Origin of the sequence: Planomicrobium sp. CPCC 101110 (genome assembly GCF_007859395.1) — a bacterium.
In the GTDB taxonomy this organism is placed as follows: domain Bacteria; phylum Bacillota; class Bacilli; order Bacillales_A; family Planococcaceae; genus Planococcus.
On the sequence record NZ_VOHD01000003.1, the window covers coordinates 723,965 to 741,376 of the forward strand.

Annotated in this window: 15 protein-coding genes; 14 read left to right on the forward strand and 1 reads right to left on the reverse strand. The window is 47.4% G+C overall.

Translation table 11 applies throughout. From position 1 onward, the window contains the following. Nucleotides 1-2: 2 nt before the first annotated feature. The 7 genes from FQV30_RS03695 (at nt 3) to FQV30_RS03725 (ending at nt 10,497) form a co-directional block, all read left to right on the forward strand. The gene (locus FQV30_RS03695; RefSeq protein ID WP_146498782.1) at nt 3-854 is read left to right on the forward strand and encodes a 3-hydroxybutyryl-CoA dehydrogenase; all 852 of its coding nucleotides are present in this window, start codon (nt 3-5) and stop codon (nt 852-854) included. Nucleotides 855-872: 18 nt separating this feature from the next. Then, a complete protein-coding gene (locus FQV30_RS03700) occupies nt 873-2,009 on the forward strand; it encodes an acyl-CoA dehydrogenase (RefSeq protein ID WP_146498783.1) in 1,137 nt (378 codons plus the stop codon). Between the two features lie 426 nt (nt 2,010-2,435). Continuing rightward, nucleotides 2,436-3,575 (forward strand): acyl-CoA dehydrogenase, encoded by a 1,140-nt coding sequence (locus FQV30_RS03705; RefSeq protein WP_146498784.1) that lies wholly within the window; start codon nt 2,436-2,438, stop codon nt 3,573-3,575. A 15-nt stretch (nt 3,576-3,590) separates the two neighbouring features. Further along, nucleotides 3,591-4,235 carry a TetR/AcrR family transcriptional regulator gene (locus tag FQV30_RS03710; protein ID WP_146498785.1) on the forward strand — a complete coding sequence of 215 codons (645 nt, stop codon included), beginning with the start codon at nt 3,591-3,593 and terminating at the stop codon, nt 4,233-4,235. A 3-nt stretch (nt 4,236-4,238) separates the two neighbouring features. Continuing rightward, nucleotides 4,239-7,490 carry a fused isobutyryl-CoA mutase/GTPase IcmF gene (icmF, locus tag FQV30_RS03715; protein ID WP_146498786.1) on the forward strand — a complete coding sequence of 1,084 codons (3,252 nt, stop codon included), beginning with the start codon at nt 4,239-4,241 and terminating at the stop codon, nt 7,488-7,490. Between the two features lie 626 nt (nt 7,491-8,116). Beyond that, nucleotides 8,117-8,743: a DNA-directed RNA polymerase subunit delta gene (gene rpoE / locus FQV30_RS03720; RefSeq protein ID WP_146498787.1), complete on the forward strand. Its 627-nt coding sequence runs from the start codon at nt 8,117-8,119 to the stop codon at nt 8,741-8,743. 155 nt (nt 8,744-8,898) lie between these two features. Beyond that, a complete protein-coding gene (locus FQV30_RS03725) occupies nt 8,899-10,497 on the forward strand; it encodes a CTP synthase (RefSeq protein ID WP_146498788.1) in 1,599 nt (532 codons plus the stop codon). Nucleotides 10,498-10,552: 55 nt separating this feature from the next. On the opposite strand, the gene FQV30_RS03730 is transcribed toward FQV30_RS03725, so the two are convergent. After that, nucleotides 10,553-11,038, reverse strand: a complete 486-nt coding sequence (locus FQV30_RS03730; RefSeq protein WP_146498789.1) for a DUF2529 family protein — start codon at nt 11,036-11,038, stop codon at nt 10,553-10,555. A gap of 117 nt (nt 11,039-11,155) precedes the next feature. Here FQV30_RS03730 and FQV30_RS03735 point away from each other — a divergent pair, with 117 nt between their 5' ends. The 7 genes from FQV30_RS03735 (at nt 11,156) to FQV30_RS03765 (ending at nt 17,378) form a co-directional block, all read left to right on the forward strand. Continuing rightward, nucleotides 11,156-11,515, forward strand: a complete 360-nt coding sequence (locus FQV30_RS03735) for a response regulator (RefSeq protein WP_146498790.1) — start codon at nt 11,156-11,158, stop codon at nt 11,513-11,515. A gap of 85 nt (nt 11,516-11,600) precedes the next feature. Further along, nucleotides 11,601-12,458 (forward strand): class II fructose-bisphosphate aldolase, encoded by an 858-nt coding sequence (locus FQV30_RS03740; RefSeq protein WP_146498791.1) that lies wholly within the window; start codon nt 11,601-11,603, stop codon nt 12,456-12,458. 84 nt (nt 12,459-12,542) lie between these two features. Beyond that, nucleotides 12,543-13,193, forward strand: a complete 651-nt coding sequence (gene fsa, locus FQV30_RS03745) for a fructose-6-phosphate aldolase (protein ID WP_146498792.1) — start codon at nt 12,543-12,545, stop codon at nt 13,191-13,193. Between the two features lie 117 nt (nt 13,194-13,310). Beyond that, nucleotides 13,311-14,609: a UDP-N-acetylglucosamine 1-carboxyvinyltransferase gene (locus FQV30_RS03750; protein WP_146498793.1), complete on the forward strand. Its 1,299-nt coding sequence runs from the start codon at nt 13,311-13,313 to the stop codon at nt 14,607-14,609. A gap of 253 nt (nt 14,610-14,862) precedes the next feature. Next, nucleotides 14,863-16,146 carry a transcription termination factor Rho gene (rho, locus tag FQV30_RS03755; protein WP_146498794.1) on the forward strand — a complete coding sequence of 428 codons (1,284 nt, stop codon included), beginning with the start codon at nt 14,863-14,865 and terminating at the stop codon, nt 16,144-16,146. A 154-nt stretch (nt 16,147-16,300) separates the two neighbouring features. Next, complete coding sequence (rpmE, locus tag FQV30_RS03760; protein WP_106532840.1) at nt 16,301-16,516, forward strand: 50S ribosomal protein L31; 216 nt, start codon at nt 16,301-16,303, stop codon at nt 16,514-16,516. Nucleotides 16,517-16,784: 268 nt separating this feature from the next. After that, the gene (locus tag FQV30_RS03765) at nt 16,785-17,378 is read left to right on the forward strand and encodes a thymidine kinase (protein ID WP_146498795.1); all 594 of its coding nucleotides are present in this window, start codon (nt 16,785-16,787) and stop codon (nt 17,376-17,378) included. The last annotated feature ends 34 nt before the right edge of the window (nt 17,379-17,412 follow it).

The following is a 17,412-nucleotide window of genomic DNA, read 5'->3' on the forward strand; positions in this document are numbered from 1 at the left end:
CAATGGCAATCCAAAATGTAATGGTCATCGGAGCCGGCCAAATGGGTTCCGGAATTGCGCAAGTATGCGCACAAGCAGGATTCAACGTGAAATTGAACGATATGAAACAAGAAGCGTATGACCGCGGAATCGGCATAATCACAAAAAACTTATCACGCAATGTTGAAAAAGGACGCATGACAGAAGAAGAAAAAACTGCGGTTTTAAACCGTATTTCTTCTTCTCTCGATTTGAAAGACGCCTTCGATGCAGATATTGTCATCGAGGCGGCTGTTGAAAATATGGAAGTAAAACACAGTATTTTCAAAACGCTCGATGAAGTGGCGCCAAAACATGCCATTCTGGCATCAAATACCTCTTCTCTTCCAATAACGGAGATTGCGGCCGCAACAAACCGTCCGGAACAAGTGATCGGCATGCATTTCATGAATCCGGTACCGGTCATGAAACTGGTGGAAATTATCCGTGGCCTTGCTACGACGGATGAAGTTTATAAATCTGTCGAAGAAATGACCGTTCAACTATCAAAAACACCGGTAGAGTGCAATGACTTCCCAGGATTTGTTTCCAATCGCATTCTAATGCCGATGATCAACGAAGCGATTTTCACGCTTCAAGAAGGCGTCGCGACCAAAGAAGCGATTGATGACATTATGCGCCTTGGCATGAACCACCCGATGGGGCCATTGCAGCTTGCTGATTTTATCGGCTTGGATACATGCCTCTACATTATGGAAGTGCTGCATGATGGTTTTGGGGACAGCAAATACCGCCCAAGCCCTCTTTTGCGCCAATATGTAAAAGCGGGATGGCTCGGCAAGAAAACCGGACGCGGATTCTACGAATACACATAATCTTAGGAGGAACCCGCAATGGATTTGCGATTCACAGAAGAACAGACCATGATGCGCAATATGGTGCGCGATTTTGCAAGAGAAGAAATCACGCCGTTTATCGGCCGGATGGAAGAAGGGGAGTTCCCTCATGAAATCCTGAAGAAAATGGGCAGCCTGGGATTGATGGGCATCACGGCTCCGGAAAAGTACGGCGGATCGGAAATGGATTTCACTTCTTATATCAGCGCCATCCATGAACTGTCAAAAGCGAGTGCGGTGATCGGGGTCATTTTATCGGTCCATACATCGGTCGGAACCAACCCGATATTGAATTTCGGAACCGAACAGCAGATTGAAAAATACATTCCGAAACTGGCTTCTGGGGAATACCTTGGCGCATTTGCGCTTACAGAACCGGCGGCAGGATCGGATGCTGCGAGCTTGAAAACAAAAGCTGTTAGAAATGGCGACCGTTATATCGTCAACGGTTCTAAAGTCTTTATCACGAACGGCGGCGAAGCCGATACATATATCGTTTTCGCATCCACTAAACCGGAAGCGGGTTCACGGGGCATTTCAGCATTTATTGTCGAGAAAGATTTCCCGGGCTTGATCGTCGGGAAAGACGAAAAGAAAATGGGGCTCCATGGTTCGAGGACTGTTCAGCTGACATTTGACAATATGGAGATTCCGGCTGAGAATCTGCTCGGCGAAGAAAACAGGGGTTTCAGTATTGCCATGGCTAACTTGAACGTCGGGCGCATCGGTATTGCAGCGCAAGCGCTCGGCATTGCGGAGGCGGCGTATGAATATGCGGTGGCTTACGCGAAAGAGCGGGAACAATTCGGCAAGCCGATAGCCGCTCAGCAAGGCATCGGCTTCAAGATCGCTGATATGGCGACGCAGGTGGAAGCGGCAAAACTCCTCGTCTACAATGCGGCGGATTTATATGCGAAAGGCAAAAATTGCAATAAAGAAGCATCTATCGCGAAATTGTTCGCTTCAAAAGCGGCAATGGACGTTGCGATAGAAGCGGTGCAAGTGTTTGGCGGATATGGCTATACGCAGGACTATCCGGTGGAGCGCCTGTTCCGGGATGCAAAAATCACCGAAATCTACGAAGGCACGAGCGAGATACAGCGCATTGTGATTAGTAAACAGTTGTTGAAATAGTCATACTGTCATAGTTCGATGACAATTTAATTCTACTTGAACAATATGAGTATAGCCTGAAATTTGTTCGGCTTATAGTGGAGGGCTAGAAGAAATCGCTTCAGGCGGACGCCTTCCGCTCTTTCTGTTATGGAGCTTCTAGTCTTATGAAAATGAATTTTTACAGCTAGCTTAATTATTCAGCTTTTAATCAAATATGTTTGGGAGCTGCCTTTATTATCCTATATAAATGGAGCAAATCAGCGGAGAAAAACGTACTGCTCCTGTAGCGCTATGCGCTCGCCCGCTGGGCTTAAAACATATGCTCCTGCGCAAGCTCGCCGCAAAGTTATTGGCCTTGCAGGCTACGGCCAATAGCTTCGCAGCTGTTTTGTGGAATATTAGTAATTACATTTAGCAAAATCAAACAATTGGGGGAATTGGACAATGAACTTTCAACTAAGCGAAGAACATGAAATGATCCGCAAGATGGTCCGCGATTTTGCGGAAAACGAAGTAGGTCCTACCGCTGAAGAACGGGACGAGGAAGAGCGGTTTGACCGTGAAATTTTTGATCAGATGGCAGAACTCGGGCTTACCGGGATTCCATGGCCCGAAGAATACGGCGGCATCGGATCGGATTATCTGGCTTACTGCATCGCGGTGGAAGAATTGTCGCGCGTCTGCGCATCGACAGGCGTAACCCTTTCAGCGCATACGTCGCTTGCCGGCTGGCCGGTATACACATTTGGGACGGAAGAACAGAAACAAAAATACTTGCGCCCGATGGCTGAAGGAACAAAAATCGGCGCATACGGCTTGACTGAACCGCAATCGGGTTCTGACGCGGGCGGGATGCGAACAAATGCAAAAGAAGATGGCGACCACTATATCCTGAACGGTTCGAAAATCTTCATCACAAACGGCGGCATCGCCGATATCTATATTGTTTTTGCCGTAACCGATCCTGAATCAAAACATAAAGGCACGACCGCTTTTATCGTTGAAAAAGATTTTGAAGGCTTCTCGGTGGGCAAAAAAGAGAAAAAGCTTGGCATCCGTTCAAGCCCGACAACTGAAATCATTTTTGACAACTGCCGGGTGCCAAAGGAAAACGTTCTTGGGGAACTTGGGCAAGGCTTTAAAATTGCCATGCAGACGCTTGACGGCGGACGCAACGGAATTGCTGCCCAAGCTGTCGGGATTGCACAAGGCGCATTGGATGCGTCCGTCAACTATGCGAAAGAACGCGAGCAATTCGGCAAGCCGATAGCGGCGAACCAGGGCGTTTCGTTCAAACTGGCGGACATGGCAACTTCGATCGAAGCTTCCCGTTTGTTGACCTATCAGGCAGCTTGGCTCGAATCAAACAAATTGCCATACAGCAAAGAATCGGCGATGGCGAAACTGATGGCCGGCGACACGGCAATGAAAGTGACAGTCGAAGCGGTCCAAGTTTTCGGCGGCTATGGCTATACGAAAGATTACCCGGTGGAGCGTTTCATGCGGGATGCGAAAATCACCCAAATTTACGAAGGCACACAGGAAATCCAGCGTCTTGTTATTTCCCGTATGGTCACAAAATAACCGGAGGTAATGTCTATGAGCGAAAAGCGTGAAATACAGTCCTCGGTAAAAGACGAAAGCCTGATCGAAAAGCGCCGTGCGCAAATGATCCGCGGTGCTGTCACGCTTTTTAAACAAAAAGGCTTTCACCGGACGACGACCAGGGAAATTGCGAAAGCAGCGGGGTTTAGCATTGGCACGCTCTACGAATATATCCGTACGAAAGAAGACGTGCTCTATCTCGTTTGTGATTCGATCTACGATGAGGTGCATGCACGCCTCGATACATTGGATGTCAAAAAAGGTTCGGTGGAAGTGCTCGTTAAAGCGCTGGAACATTATTACGGCTTGATCGATGACATGCAGGATGAATTCGTTGTCATGTATCAGGAGTCGAAAGCGCTTCCGAAAGACGCCTTGCAGTATGTATTGAAGAAAGAATTGGAAATGGTCGCGTTGTTTGAGCGTTTGCTGATGGAATGCAAGGAGAGCGGCGAACTGAACATGACGCAGAAAGAAATCAAGCTTGCGTCCCATCATTTGTTTGTCCAAGGGCAAATGTGGGCGTTCCGGCGCTGGGCGCTTCGGGAATTCACCATTCAGGAATTTATCCAGACACAGACGCAGTTTCTTCTGCAGGGGATGGCAGGGGAGAAAATCTCGATACAGGGGGCTCAATAATTCATGGCTATAATACAGGAACCAAAAACTTATAAACCGAAAAACCATATTCGGTTTTTGACGGCATCCAGCCTTTTTGATGGCCACGACGCCTCCATTAATATCATGAGGCGCATCTTGCAAAGCACGGGCGTGGAAGTGATCCACTTGGGCCATAACCGCTCGGTGGAAGAAGTGGTAAATGCGGCGATTCAGGAAGATGTCCAAGGCATCGCCATTTCATCTTATCAAGGCGGCCATATGGAATACTTCAAATACATGCACGATTTGCTGCAGGAAAAAGGGGCGAACCACATCCGCATATATGGCGGAGGGGGAGGCGTTATTTTGCCGCGTGAAATAGAAGAACTGGAAGGTTACGGCATTGCAGGCATCTTCTCTCCGGAAGACGGCCGCAAAAAAGGGCTGCAGGGAATGATCCAGGAAATCGTGGAAGAGTGTGATTTCTCGACGGTAAAACCTGATCTGGTCCCGGAAAACTTGTCGACTGAAAATCCGGTGGCCCTTGCGAACGCCATTACAGCGGTTGAAGAATCGCATACGCGGGATACGGATGTTGAAGGTTTGCTTGAGGCCGTACGTGCCCAAAGCAAAAACACGCCGATCCTTGGGATCACCGGAACAGGCGGTGCAGGAAAAAGTTCGCTGACAGACGAATTGATCCGCCGCTTCTTATCTGAATTGCCGGATAAGAAAATAGCGGTTCTATCAATTGACCCGACAAAACAAAAAACAGGCGGTGCGCTTCTTGGCGACCGTATCCGCATGAATGCCATTTTCAACAAACGCGTATTCATGAGAAGCTTGGCGACACGCGGTTCCCGCACTGAAATTTCAGGGGCGCTTGGCGATGTGCTGGATGTTGTCAAAGCGGCTGACTTTGATCTGATTGTTGTTGAAACGAGCGGCATCGGGCAAGGAGATGCGGAAATCGCCAACTTCTCAGACATTTCGATGTACGTTATGACAAGCGAATTCGGCGCCCCTTCCCAGCTTGAAAAAATCGATATGATCGATTATGCGGATCTTATTGTCATCAACAAATTCGAGCGCAAAGGCTCTGAAGATGCGCTTCGCCAAGTGCAGAAGCAATATCAGCGCAGCCGGGAGCTATGGGACAAAAATTTGGATGATATGCCGGTATTCGGCACGATTGCCAGCCAATTCAACGATAAAGGGACAAATGCATTGTTTGCGGCCCTGGTCGCCGTTGTTAATGCTAAATGCGGCACAGATTGGCAGACCGATTATGAGATGTTCGCAAAAACTCAAAAAGAAAACATGATCATTCCGAATGAGCGCCGCTACTATCTCCGGGAAATTACGGATGCAGTTCGCGGATACCATGCAAAAACACAAGGACAGGCCCGATTCGCACGCCGTTTGTTCCAATTGGAAGGCGCTATCGAAGCGGTGAGGGAAAAAGCGCCGGACGATGCGCTGATTCAGTCGCTGCAATCGCTCGCGGATGGAATACGAGACGAATTGACCGCCGAATCGAAACGCATTCTTGCCAACTGGCAAGCTTTGAAAGAAGCATATACGGGTGATGAGTTTGTGACGAAGATCCGCGATAAAGAAATCCGCACAATTCTGCGTACTGAAAGCTTATCCGGCATCAAAGTGCCGAAAGTGGTCTTGCCGAAATTCGAAGATTACGGAGAAATTTTAAAATGGGTCTATTTAGAGAATGTGCCAGGTTCATTTCCTTACACTGCAGGAGTATTCCCGTTCAAACGTGAAGGCGAAGATCCGAAGCGCCAGTTCGCGGGGGAAGGGACGCCGGAACGGACGAACAGGCGCTTCCATTACTTGTCGAAAGATGATGATGCCAAGCGCTTATCGACGGCATTCGATTCGGTGACGCTTTACGGCGAAGACCCGGACCACCGCCCCGATATTTATGGGAAAGTCGGCGAGTCCGGCGTTTCTATCTGCACACTGGATGATATGAAGAAACTGTATGCGGGATTTGATCTTTGTGCACCGTCCACGTCGGTATCCATGACCATCAATGGACCAGCGCCGATCATCCTCGCGATGTTCATGAACACAGCGATCGACCAGCAAGTCAAAAAGCGGGAAGAAGAGCTTGGCCGCACATTGTCTGTCGAAGAGTTCACGGAAGTCAGGGAAGGCACTCTGCAAGTCGTGCGCGGAACAGTCCAAGCCGATATCTTGAAAGAAGATCAAGGCCAGAACACCTGCATTTTTTCAACAGAATTCGCGCTGCGTCTGATGGGCGATATCCAACAATATTTCATCGACCATAAAGTGCGCAATTACTATTCAGTATCCATCTCGGGCTATCATATTGCCGAAGCGGGAGCTAACCCGATTTCCCAGCTTGCATTCACGCTGTCGAACGGGTTTACGTATGTGGAGTATTACTTGAGCCGGGGCATGCACATCGATGACTCTGCGCCAAATCTCTCGTTCTTCTTCTCAAACGGCCTGGATCCGGAATACACTGTGATCGGACGAGTGGCCCGCCGCATTTGGGCAATCGTCATGCGCGACAAATACGGCGCGAACGAACGCAGCCAAAAACTGAAATACCATGTCCAAACTTCGGGGCGCAGCTTGCATGCGCAGGAAATCGACTTCAACGATATCCGGACGACGCTGCAGGCTTTGATGGCGCTGCAGGACAACTGCAACTCGCTTCACACGAATGCCTATGATGAAGCGATCACAACACCGACGGAAGAATCTGTCCGCCGCGCTATGGCAATCCAGATGATCATTACAAAAGAACATGGCTTGTCAAAAAACGAAAACCCGCTGCAAGGCGCGTTCATCGTGGAGGAAATGACCCAGCTGGTCGAAGAAGCCGTGCTTGCCGAATTCGACCGCATCAACGACCGCGGCGGGGTTCTTGGCGCGATGGAGACGCAATATCAGCGCGGAAAGATCCAGGAAGAATCGATGTTCTATGAAATGAAAAAACATACCGGAGAACTGCCGATCATCGGCGTCAACACGTATTTGAATCCGAACCCGCAAAGCGATGATGACATCAACTCGATGGAAATCGCCCGTGCGACCACGGAGGAGAAAGAAACCCAAATCAGCAACTTGCGGGCGTTCCAGGCACGCAACGATTCTACACAAGCACTCGAACGCTTGAAGCAAGTAGCGAAGACTGGCGGCAACATCTTCGAAGAACTGATGGAAACCGTAAAAGTCGCCAGCCTCGGACAAATCACACAAGCACTGTATGAAGTCGGCGGCCAATACCGGCGGAATATGTAACTAGAAAAGTAGAGGCGATCGCGAAAGACCCGACAGGCATAAGACTGACTGCGAGGAGGCTGTTGCCGCCGCTGGACAAAGGAAAAGCGCAAATGCCGGTCACAGTGCCGGGACGGAAAGAAACACGCAACTTTCGTTGGAAGACGAATTTGCGTGTTTTTGTATGGAAAAACTGCATATATGTCTGAATTTTGTTTATGGAGGAATTCTGCAAAACGATCAGGAATCATGCACCTTCAGTATGAAAAATGAAAGGAAGTGGATTTTGAAGGGAGAGTGTCTGGTTAATTTTCAAGTTATAAACAAAAATTCAATTCTCCAAACCGGGCTGGTCGTCATAGCCGGCTGTTTTCTGTATAATATAAAGAAAGCAAATTGTAGAAAATGCGGAGGATGATACTCCATGCCTAATATGAAGCATTACATAATTTTTGTCCTCTGTACTATTCTTATTTTTTTTCTATATGGCAAAGCGCTTGGATCGATCCCTTTTTTGATCCTCTCTTTCTACTTGTTTTATTTTGCATGGGCTCAGCTGTATAGCAGAAAAAAGAAACCACGGTAGCCGAAGGACACCACTTTGTATATAATGGATTAAGTTAAGACAGAAGAAGGGACGTGCACGAATGAAAATCCGTGAATTAACAAGAGAAGAACTGGTTGAAGAGTCATTTGTTGACTTAACATATGCAATCTTAGCAGAAACACATGAAACGAAAACTTACCCGGAAATTGTTGAAGAAATCGAAAACTTGCTGGGCTTGTCAAAAGAGGACATGAAAGCCCGCCTGGTGCAGTTCTATACAGACATGAACATCGATGGCCGCTTTTTGATTCTCGGGGAAAACCGCTGGGGGCTTCGCGAGTGGTACCCGGTTGAACAAATCGAAGAAGAATCGGCTCCAACTGTAAAAGCGCGCAAGAAGAAAGCGAAAGTTGCCGATGATGAAGATTTCGATGATTTGGATCTTGAGCTGGAAGATGAATTGGAATTCGACGATTTCGATGAAGATGACGATGAAGACGATGATGACGACAACAGCATTGATTTAGGCCTGGGAATCGTTGAAGATGAAGACGAGGATGAGGACGACGAAATCAAATTGCCGGTTGAAGTCGATGAAGTTTTGGATTTTGACGAGGAAGAGGAAGAAGAAGTCGACTTGGATCCTGAAATTCTCGGTGAAGATGATGAAGATCTGGATGACGACCTTGATATCGAAGAAGATGAAGACGACGAGGACCTAAAATAAACTGACTATTTTTTTACCTTGACTTCTTAAGCGAGACTAGATAAGATTTTACTGGGCTCCTTAAAAAGGAGATTGGAATCGTACAGTTTACGCGCTCCCTCTGCATGCTGCAGGCGGGGCGCTTTTTATTTTTTTATTTTGAGGAGGAAACAAGCATGACAAAGTATATTTTTGTGACGGGTGGCGTAGTATCGTCGCTTGGCAAAGGAATTACAGCTGCGTCTTTAGGGCGTTTATTGAAAAATAGAGGATTAAGCGTAACTATCCAGAAGTTTGACCCATATATCAACATTGACCCAGGAACGATGAGCCCTTATCAGCACGGCGAAGTGTTTGTAACGGAAGACGGCGCGGAAACAGATTTGGACCTTGGGCACTATGAACGTTTTATTGATATCAACTTGAACAAATATTCGAATGTGACGACAGGGAAAGTCTATTCGACAGTTATCCAAAAAGAACGCCGCGGCGATTATTTGGGCGGAACTGTCCAAGTGATTCCGCACATCACAAACGAAATCAAAGACCGCTTGGTGCGTGCTGCGAAAACCGCTAAAGCGGATGTAGTCATCACGGAAATCGGCGGTACGGTCGGCGATATCGAATCGTTGCCATTCCTGGAAGCAATCCGCCAGATGAAATCGGACCTTGGGCGCGAGCAAGTGATGTACATTCACTGTACGCTGATTCCATATTTGGGCGCTGCAAAAGAAATGAAAACAAAACCGACCCAGCACAGCGTAAAAGAATTGCGCAGCTTGGGAATTCAGCCGAACTTGATCGTTGTGCGCACTGAGCACGAAGTGCCGCAGGACATGAAAGATAAAATCGCGTTATTCTGCGATATCAAGCCGGAAGAAGTAATCGAATCACGCGACGTTGACGTGATCTACGAAATGCCGCTTCGCCTGAAAGCTCAGCATATGGACCAAATCGTCCTTGACCATTTTGGCATCGAAGCTCCTGAAGCTGACGTAACCGAGCTGGCCGCGTTAGTCGATAAAGTGAAATCATTGTCAAAAACAGTGAAAATCGGACTTGTCGGAAAGTATGTCGAATTGCAGGACGCTTATATTTCAGTTGTTGAAGCGTTGAAACACGCTGGATTTGCCCATGACGCTGAAATTGAAGTGAACTGGATCAACGCGGAACACATCAATGCAGAAAACGTTGCAGAAACATTGCAGGGCGTCGACGGCATCTTAGTTCCAGGCGGATTTGGGGACCGTGGTGTTGAAGGGAAGATTGCGGCATCGCAATTTGCTCGTGAAAACAACGTGCCGTTCTTCGGGATTTGCCTTGGCATGCAATTGGCTTCAGTTGAATTCGCCCGCAACATCATGGGAATGGAAGGTGCGCATTCATCTGAATTGAACGCGAAAACGCCTTATGCAATCATCGATTTATTGCCGGAGCAAAAAGATATTGAAGACCTGGGCGGCACACTGCGTCTTGGCCTCTATCCTGCGAAATTGGAAAAAGGTTCAAAAGCTTATGAAGCATATGGGGAAGAAATTGTTTACGAACGCCACCGCCACCGCTATGAATTCAACAACGAATTCCGCGAGCAATTCGAGGCGGCTGGATTCAAATTCTCAGGCACGAGCCCGGATGGCCGTTTAGTGGAAATCATCGAGCTGGCTGACCATCCATGGTATGTCGCTTGCCAATTCCACCCGGAATTCATTTCACGCCCGAACCGCCCACAACCGCTTTTCCGTGAATTTGTGCGCGCGTCTTTGGAAAACAAATAATAAAAAAGCCTTTCCGAAAAAATTCGGGAAGGCTTTTTCTTTTTATAGAAGGTTTTCAGTCGGCAAGCATTTCGTCAATCGTCAATTTCACTGCATGGTATACGTAAAGGGCGCCCATCGCGTGCGGGATGAGCGTCCGTCCGCCGTCATCTGCCGGCAGCAGCCCTTTATCCATTTTCAACGAGATGAAAGCATCAGCCAAGTCAGTCTCTTTTGTTTCGGCAGCCAGCATTGCTACGGGCATATGGGCATCGGCCAGCCTGCCGGCAAGTTCGTCGCCTTCATCTTTCTTCGCTAGGATCCATATCCGGTCAGCGCTTGTAATGATGCTGTCCGGACGCCATTCCTCAATGCGCGGCAGCGGTTCCGGTCCGTCGATGGCAGCGGCCGCAACAGCCCTCATTTCGCCGAAAGCCGCCAGAAAAATTGTCCCTTCCCCGACAGCGGCTTGTGCCAGTAGGCGGGCGGTATCCTCAATGGCCTCTTCTTGTTGGGCAATGCGCTGAAACAACCCTGTAAGTTGCGTCGTCAACATTTTCATCTTTCTTCACCTCATTACAAAAGTATATCAGAAGAAAGGAAAGAGTGATAAAGTTGGGAAAAATTTGATAGAATGGAAGAAAAGAAGTTCCAGAAGGAAATGAAAGGGTGACTCTTCGTGAAAACAATCTTGATAGTAGACGATCAGCCGGGCATCCGGCTCTTATTGGATGAAGTTTTTTCGCTGGAAGGGTTTCATACCATTACGGCGGGGAACGGAAGAGAGGCGCTCCAAAAAGCGGAGGAATCCCGTCCTGATATGGTTCTTCTGGATATGAAGATGCCTGGAATGGATGGCATAGAAATCTTGAAAAGGCTGAAAAAAGAGCAGCAGGATTTAAGGGTCATGATGATGACGGCTTACGGAGAGCTGGATTTGATCGAAGAATCGATCACGTGTGGCGCTGTCCGGTATTTCACAAAACCGTTCGATGTTTTCGAAGTTCGGGACGCCGTAAAGAGTTTATTGGAAGACTGATAGCTTCGGCAGTGGCGCAGGCAGAGGGATTTTGTTATGATAGTATGGATATTTACAATATATCTAGCCTTAGGAGGAATTTAGCGTGGCATTAGTTTCAATGAAAGACATGATGATCAAAGGAAAACAGGAAGGCTATGCAATTGGCCAATTCAACTTAAATAACCTTGAGTTTACTCAAGCGATTCTCCAAGCGGCACAAGAAGAAAATTCTCCAGTCATTCTAGGAGTATCTGAAGGCGCTGCCCGTTATATGGGCGGATTCACCACTGTAGTACATATGGTGAAGGGCTTGATGCATGATTACAAGATTACTGTGCCAGTGGCAATCCACTTGGACCACGGATCCAGCTTTGAAAAATGTAAGGAAGCGATTGACGCTGGATTTACCTCTGTCATGATTGATGCATCCCATCACCCATTCGAAGAAAATGTGGAAATCACTAAGCAAGTAGTGGAATATGCACACCAAAACGGTGTGTCTGTAGAAGCGGAACTAGGAACAGTCGGCGGCCAGGAAGACGATATCATCGCTGACGGCGTTATCTACGCTGACCCGCAGGAATGCAAACAGCTGGTTGAACAAACAGGCATCGACTGCTTAGCGCCAGCGCTTGGTTCAGTCCACGGGCCTTACAAAGGCGAGCCAAACTTAGGATTCAAAGAAATGGAAGAAATTTCTCAGCTATGCGACGTGCCGCTTGTATTGCACGGAGGCACTGGAATCCCTACAAAAGATATTCAGCGCTCAGTTGCACTTGGTACAGCAAAAATCAACGTTAACACCGAAAACCAAATCGCTTCTGCAAAAGCAGTCCGCGAAGCTTTGGCTAAAGATGCCGAGATGTACGATCCACGCAAATACTTGACGCCTGCCCGCGACGCGATCAAAGCGACAGTCATCGGCAAAATGCGCGAATTCGGCAGTTCAAACAAAGCATAAACTACATTACCATGATGAATGGATGGAGAAGAGAAGCGTCCGATAGGTCTCTTCTCTTTTTCAACATAACTAGGAGGAAAATCGATGAAATTTTTTATTGATACGGCCAATTTCGATGAAATCAAAGAAGCCCACTCTTGGGGCATTCTTTCCGGAGTTACGACTAACCCTTCTCTAGTTGCAAAAGAAAAGAACGTATCATTCCACGACCGCTTGAAAGAAATCGCTGCACTTGTTGACGGCTCAATCAGCGGGGAAGTAATTTCCCTGGACGCTGAAGGCATGATTCAGGAAGGCCGGGAATTGGCGGCTTTAGCTCCAAATATCACGGTTAAACTGCCAATGACGCCGGACGGCTTGAAAGCGTGTGCGGTTCTTGCAGGTGAAGGCAAAAAGGTCAATGTTACGCTGATTTTCAGTGCCAACCAAGCCCTTTTGGCGGCGCGTGCAGGCGCAGCTTACGTCTCTCCTTTCCTTGGCCGCTTGGATGATATCGGCCATAATGGCATGGATCTGATTTCCACCATTTCGACGATTTTCGCTATCCATGACATCAAAGCAGAAATTATCGCTGCTTCGATCCGCCATCCTCAACACGTTACTGAAGCGGCGTTGAATGGGGCGCATATCGGCACAATGCCATATAAAGTGATCAAGCAATTATTCCACCACCCGTTGACTGACAAAGGAATTGAAGCATTCTTGGCTGACTGGGAAAAACGCTCTGCCGAGTAATGGATTCAGTAAAACTTCGTCAAGCATGCTTTCTTGCTTGGTGTTCGTTTAACTAATCGAACTTTTACAGGCATAGGTTTGCCCGAAAAAGTGGGACCAAAGGAGAAATTCAATCTGATGGATGTATATAAAATAAAAGGCGGCAATCGCCTATCAGGCACTATAAAAGTGAATGGAGCCAAGAACAGCGCAGTGGCATTGATTCCTGCGTCTATCCTGGCCAATTCGCCGGTGGACATTGAAGGCTTGCCGGAAATTTCCGACGTCTGGACACTGAAAAATATTTTGGAAGAAATAGGCGGAGAAGTGACGTTCGAAGACGGAAACATGAGCATCGACCCGACAAACATGGTCGACATGCCGTTGCCGAATGGGAATGTTAAAAAACTCCGTGCTTCTTATTACATGATGGGAGCCATGCTCGGCCGCTTTAAACATGCGGCTATCGGGCTGCCTGGCGGCTGTTTTCTTGGTCCGCGCCCAATCGACCAGCATATCAAAGGTTTTGAGGCGCTTGGCGCCAAAGTCACCAATGAACATGGAGCCATCTATTTGCGCGCCGATGAATTGCGCGGCGCAAAAATCTACCTTGATGTTGTCAGCGTTGGCGCAACCATCAACATCATGCTTGCCGCTGTTCTGGCAAAAGGGCAGACTGTTATCGAAAACGCAGCAAAAGAACCTGAAATCATTGATGTCGCTACACTTCTTACGAACATGGGCGCTAAAATCAAAGGGGCCGGAACGAATATCATCCGGATTGACGGTGTCGAAGAACTTCATGGCACGAAACATACGATTATTCCTGACCGTATTGAAGCCGGCACTTTTATGATTTTGGCAGCAGCAGCAGGCGACGGGATTACCATTGATAACGTCATTCCTTTCCATATGGAAGCATTAACCGCAAAATTGCGTGAAATGGGCGTCGATGTTCAAGAAGGGGAAGAATCCATTTTCATTCCGAAGTCAAAAGGCTTGAAGGCGATTGATGTGAAAACTCTGGTTTATCCTGGATTTGCTACAGATTTACAGCAGCCGTTTTCTGTATTGATGACGCAGGCGGAAGGATCTTCAATGATTACGGACACCATCTACTCAGCGCGCTTCAAGCATATCGATGAACTGCGCCGCATGAACGCAAGCGGCCGGGTTGAAGGAAGAGCGGCTATCATCACAGGTCCGACTCCCCTTACGGCTGCTACTGTAGTAGCTTCAGATTTGCGGGCCGGCGCTGCGCTAATCATTGCAGGATTGCTTGCAGAAGGCGAAACGGAGATTCGTGAAATCTATCACATTGAACGGGGCTACTCCTCGATCATCGAAAAACTTCGCGGACTTGGTGCAGACATCCGGAGAGAGACGATCGATCCGGTGGCAAGCCTGAATTCAAAATCAGCGCAAGACGCTAACTAATCTCTTTTCAAGCTGAAATGGAAGAACGACGCTCAATCTTTGCAAAATAAATGATGCCACGAGCATGATATCGGTATTGTACGGTTTGCGAATTGACGCCACAGATTAAAGAAAAATCGAGTTTTGTTATAAAAGGTTCATAATAATACTTCTTGGGTCCGGCGTTTTGCCGGACTCCTTCTTTAAAGAACTTCCCAAAATATCGATCCTCATCTATACAAATCCTATAAAAAATAAGAGTGGTGTCTGACTTATGGCAACAATAACAATTTCCTCTTTGGAAAATATGACGCTGAAAGAACTTTACACTTTGGCGAAAGAATACAAGTTGACCAACTACAGTAAATTGACGAAAAAAGAATTGATTTTTGCAATCCTGAAAACACGCGCAGAACAGGAAGGCTTTTTCTTTATGGAAGGCGTCCTTGAAATCATCCCTTCTGAAGGTTTCGGTTTTTTGCGTCCCATCAATTACTCTCCAAGTTCGCAGGACATTTACATTTCCGCTTCACAGATCCGCCGTTTCGATTTGCGGAACGGGGACAAAGTGTCAGGGAAAGTGCGTCCTCCCAAAGAGAACGAACGGTATTTCGGATTGCTGCAAGTTGAAGCGGTAAACGGGGAAGATCCGGAAGTTGCGAAAGAACGCGTCCATTTTCCTGGACTTACTCCGCTTTATCCTGACCGCCACATCCGCTTGGAAACAACAACCAAACATTTATCGACCCGTATCATGGATTTGGTGGCGCCGGTTGGTTTTGGCCAGCGCGGTTTGATTGTAGCCCCGCCAAAAGCAGGGAAGACCATGTTATTGAAAGAGATTGCCAATTCAATCACCACCAATCATCCTGAAGCTGAACTGATCGTGCTGCTGATCGACGAGCGTCCGGAAGAAGTGACCGACATTGAGCGCTCTGTCAATGCGGATGTAGTTTCGTCTACATTCGATGAGGTCCCTGAAAATCACGTGAAGGTGGCTGAACTTGTCCTGGAGCGCGCCATGCGCCTTGTTGAACATAAGCGCGATGTCATTATTTTGATGGATTCCATCACCCGTCTTGCCCGGGCATATAATTTGGTTATTCCTCCGAGTGGGCGTACACTATCAGGAGGGATAGACCCAGCGGCATTCCACCGTCCCAAACGCTTTTTTGGAGCGGCCAGGAATATTGAAGAAGGCGGAAGCTTGACAATACTTGCAACTGCTTTGGTAGACACCGGTTCACGTATGGATGAAGTCATTTACGAAGAATTCAAAGGAACAGGCAATATGGAGCTGCATCTGGACCGCAGCCTTGCGGAACGCCGCATATTCCCGGCCCTTGATATTCGCCGCTCAGGCACACGAAAAGAAGAGCTGCTCATTGAACGCCAGCAGCTTGATAAATTATGGTCGATCCGCAATACGTTTTCCGATTCACCAGATTTCGGCGAGCGCTTCCTAAAAAAGCTTGGCCAGACCAAAACAAACGAAGAATTTTTTGAGCAATTGAACACCGAGATGAAAGCTCACCGAAACACCAAAAAGATGATTTAAATAGTTGCAAACGGCTTCTGTTTTTGTTAAGATAATATAAGTGAATTAAAACAGTGCTATTGCATATACGGCCTAAAGAGCCGTGTAAGGCAATAGTAAAATAGATTACAATAAACTCTGTTCCAGATGGTTCAGGGCAGGAGGAGAAAACATTATGAAAACAGGTATTCACCCAGATTACAAATTAGCAACAGTAACTTGCTCTTGCGGCAACTCGTTCCAAACAGGCTCTGTAAAAGAAAACATCAACGTTGAACTTTGCTCAGAATGCCACCCATTCTATACTGGACGCCAAAAATTTGCTTCTGCAGACGGCCGCGTAGACCGTTTCAACAAAAAGTACGGCTTAAAAGAAGAAATCAACCAGTAGTCAAAAAAATATACCTGCCTGGCGCGAAAACGCAAGGCAGGTATTTTTTTTCGTCCTATTATACAAAAAAGTCTTTTACATAGAGAGAAAAAGCGGTTTTTTCACATGATTTTAGGTATGATAAAGTAAAAGTGCAGCCATCGGATTCCTGTTTTTTGGCGGATTGCTCATTGCAATATTCGTGCTTTTACGGACAGCGGTGTTCCGCGGGAATAGCGGAATTCGTTCTTGCAAAAAAAATGAAAAGTGTTTGAAAGGGGCTCTACTTATGTACGTCATGAAACAATCCGGGTGGGTGGAATTGATCTGCGGCAGCATGTTTTCCGGAAAATCGGAAGAGCTGATCCGCCGGGTTCGCCGCTCGCAATTTGCCAAACAAAAAATAGCGGTATTTAAGCCGAAAATTGATAACCGATATAGCGAAGAAGCGGTCGTTTCCCATAACGGCACTTCTGTCATCGCCTTGCCTATTGAACATTCCAGTGAAATTTGGAACTACGTGAACGATGAATATGACGTTATTGCTATCGATGAAGCCCAATTTTTCGATGATGAAGTGGTGGGAAATGTCCAGAAATTGGCGGATCATGGTTTTCGGGTCATTGTAGCCGGACTGGATCAAGATTTCCGTGGGCGTCCATTTGGGCCAATGCCGATCCTATTGTCAATTGCTGAGCAAGTCACAAAATTGCAGGCGGTTTGCACCGTTTGCGGATCACCGGCAAGCCGCACTCAGCGCCTGATCGATGGCCGGCCGGCAGGGGCTGATGATCCAACCATCCTAGTCGGAGCTTCAGAAGCATATGAGCCGCGCTGCCGCCATCACCACGAAGTGCCAGCGGGCATTACAGTATCGAAATAAGGGATATATTTATATAGAAGAAACTTGAAAATTA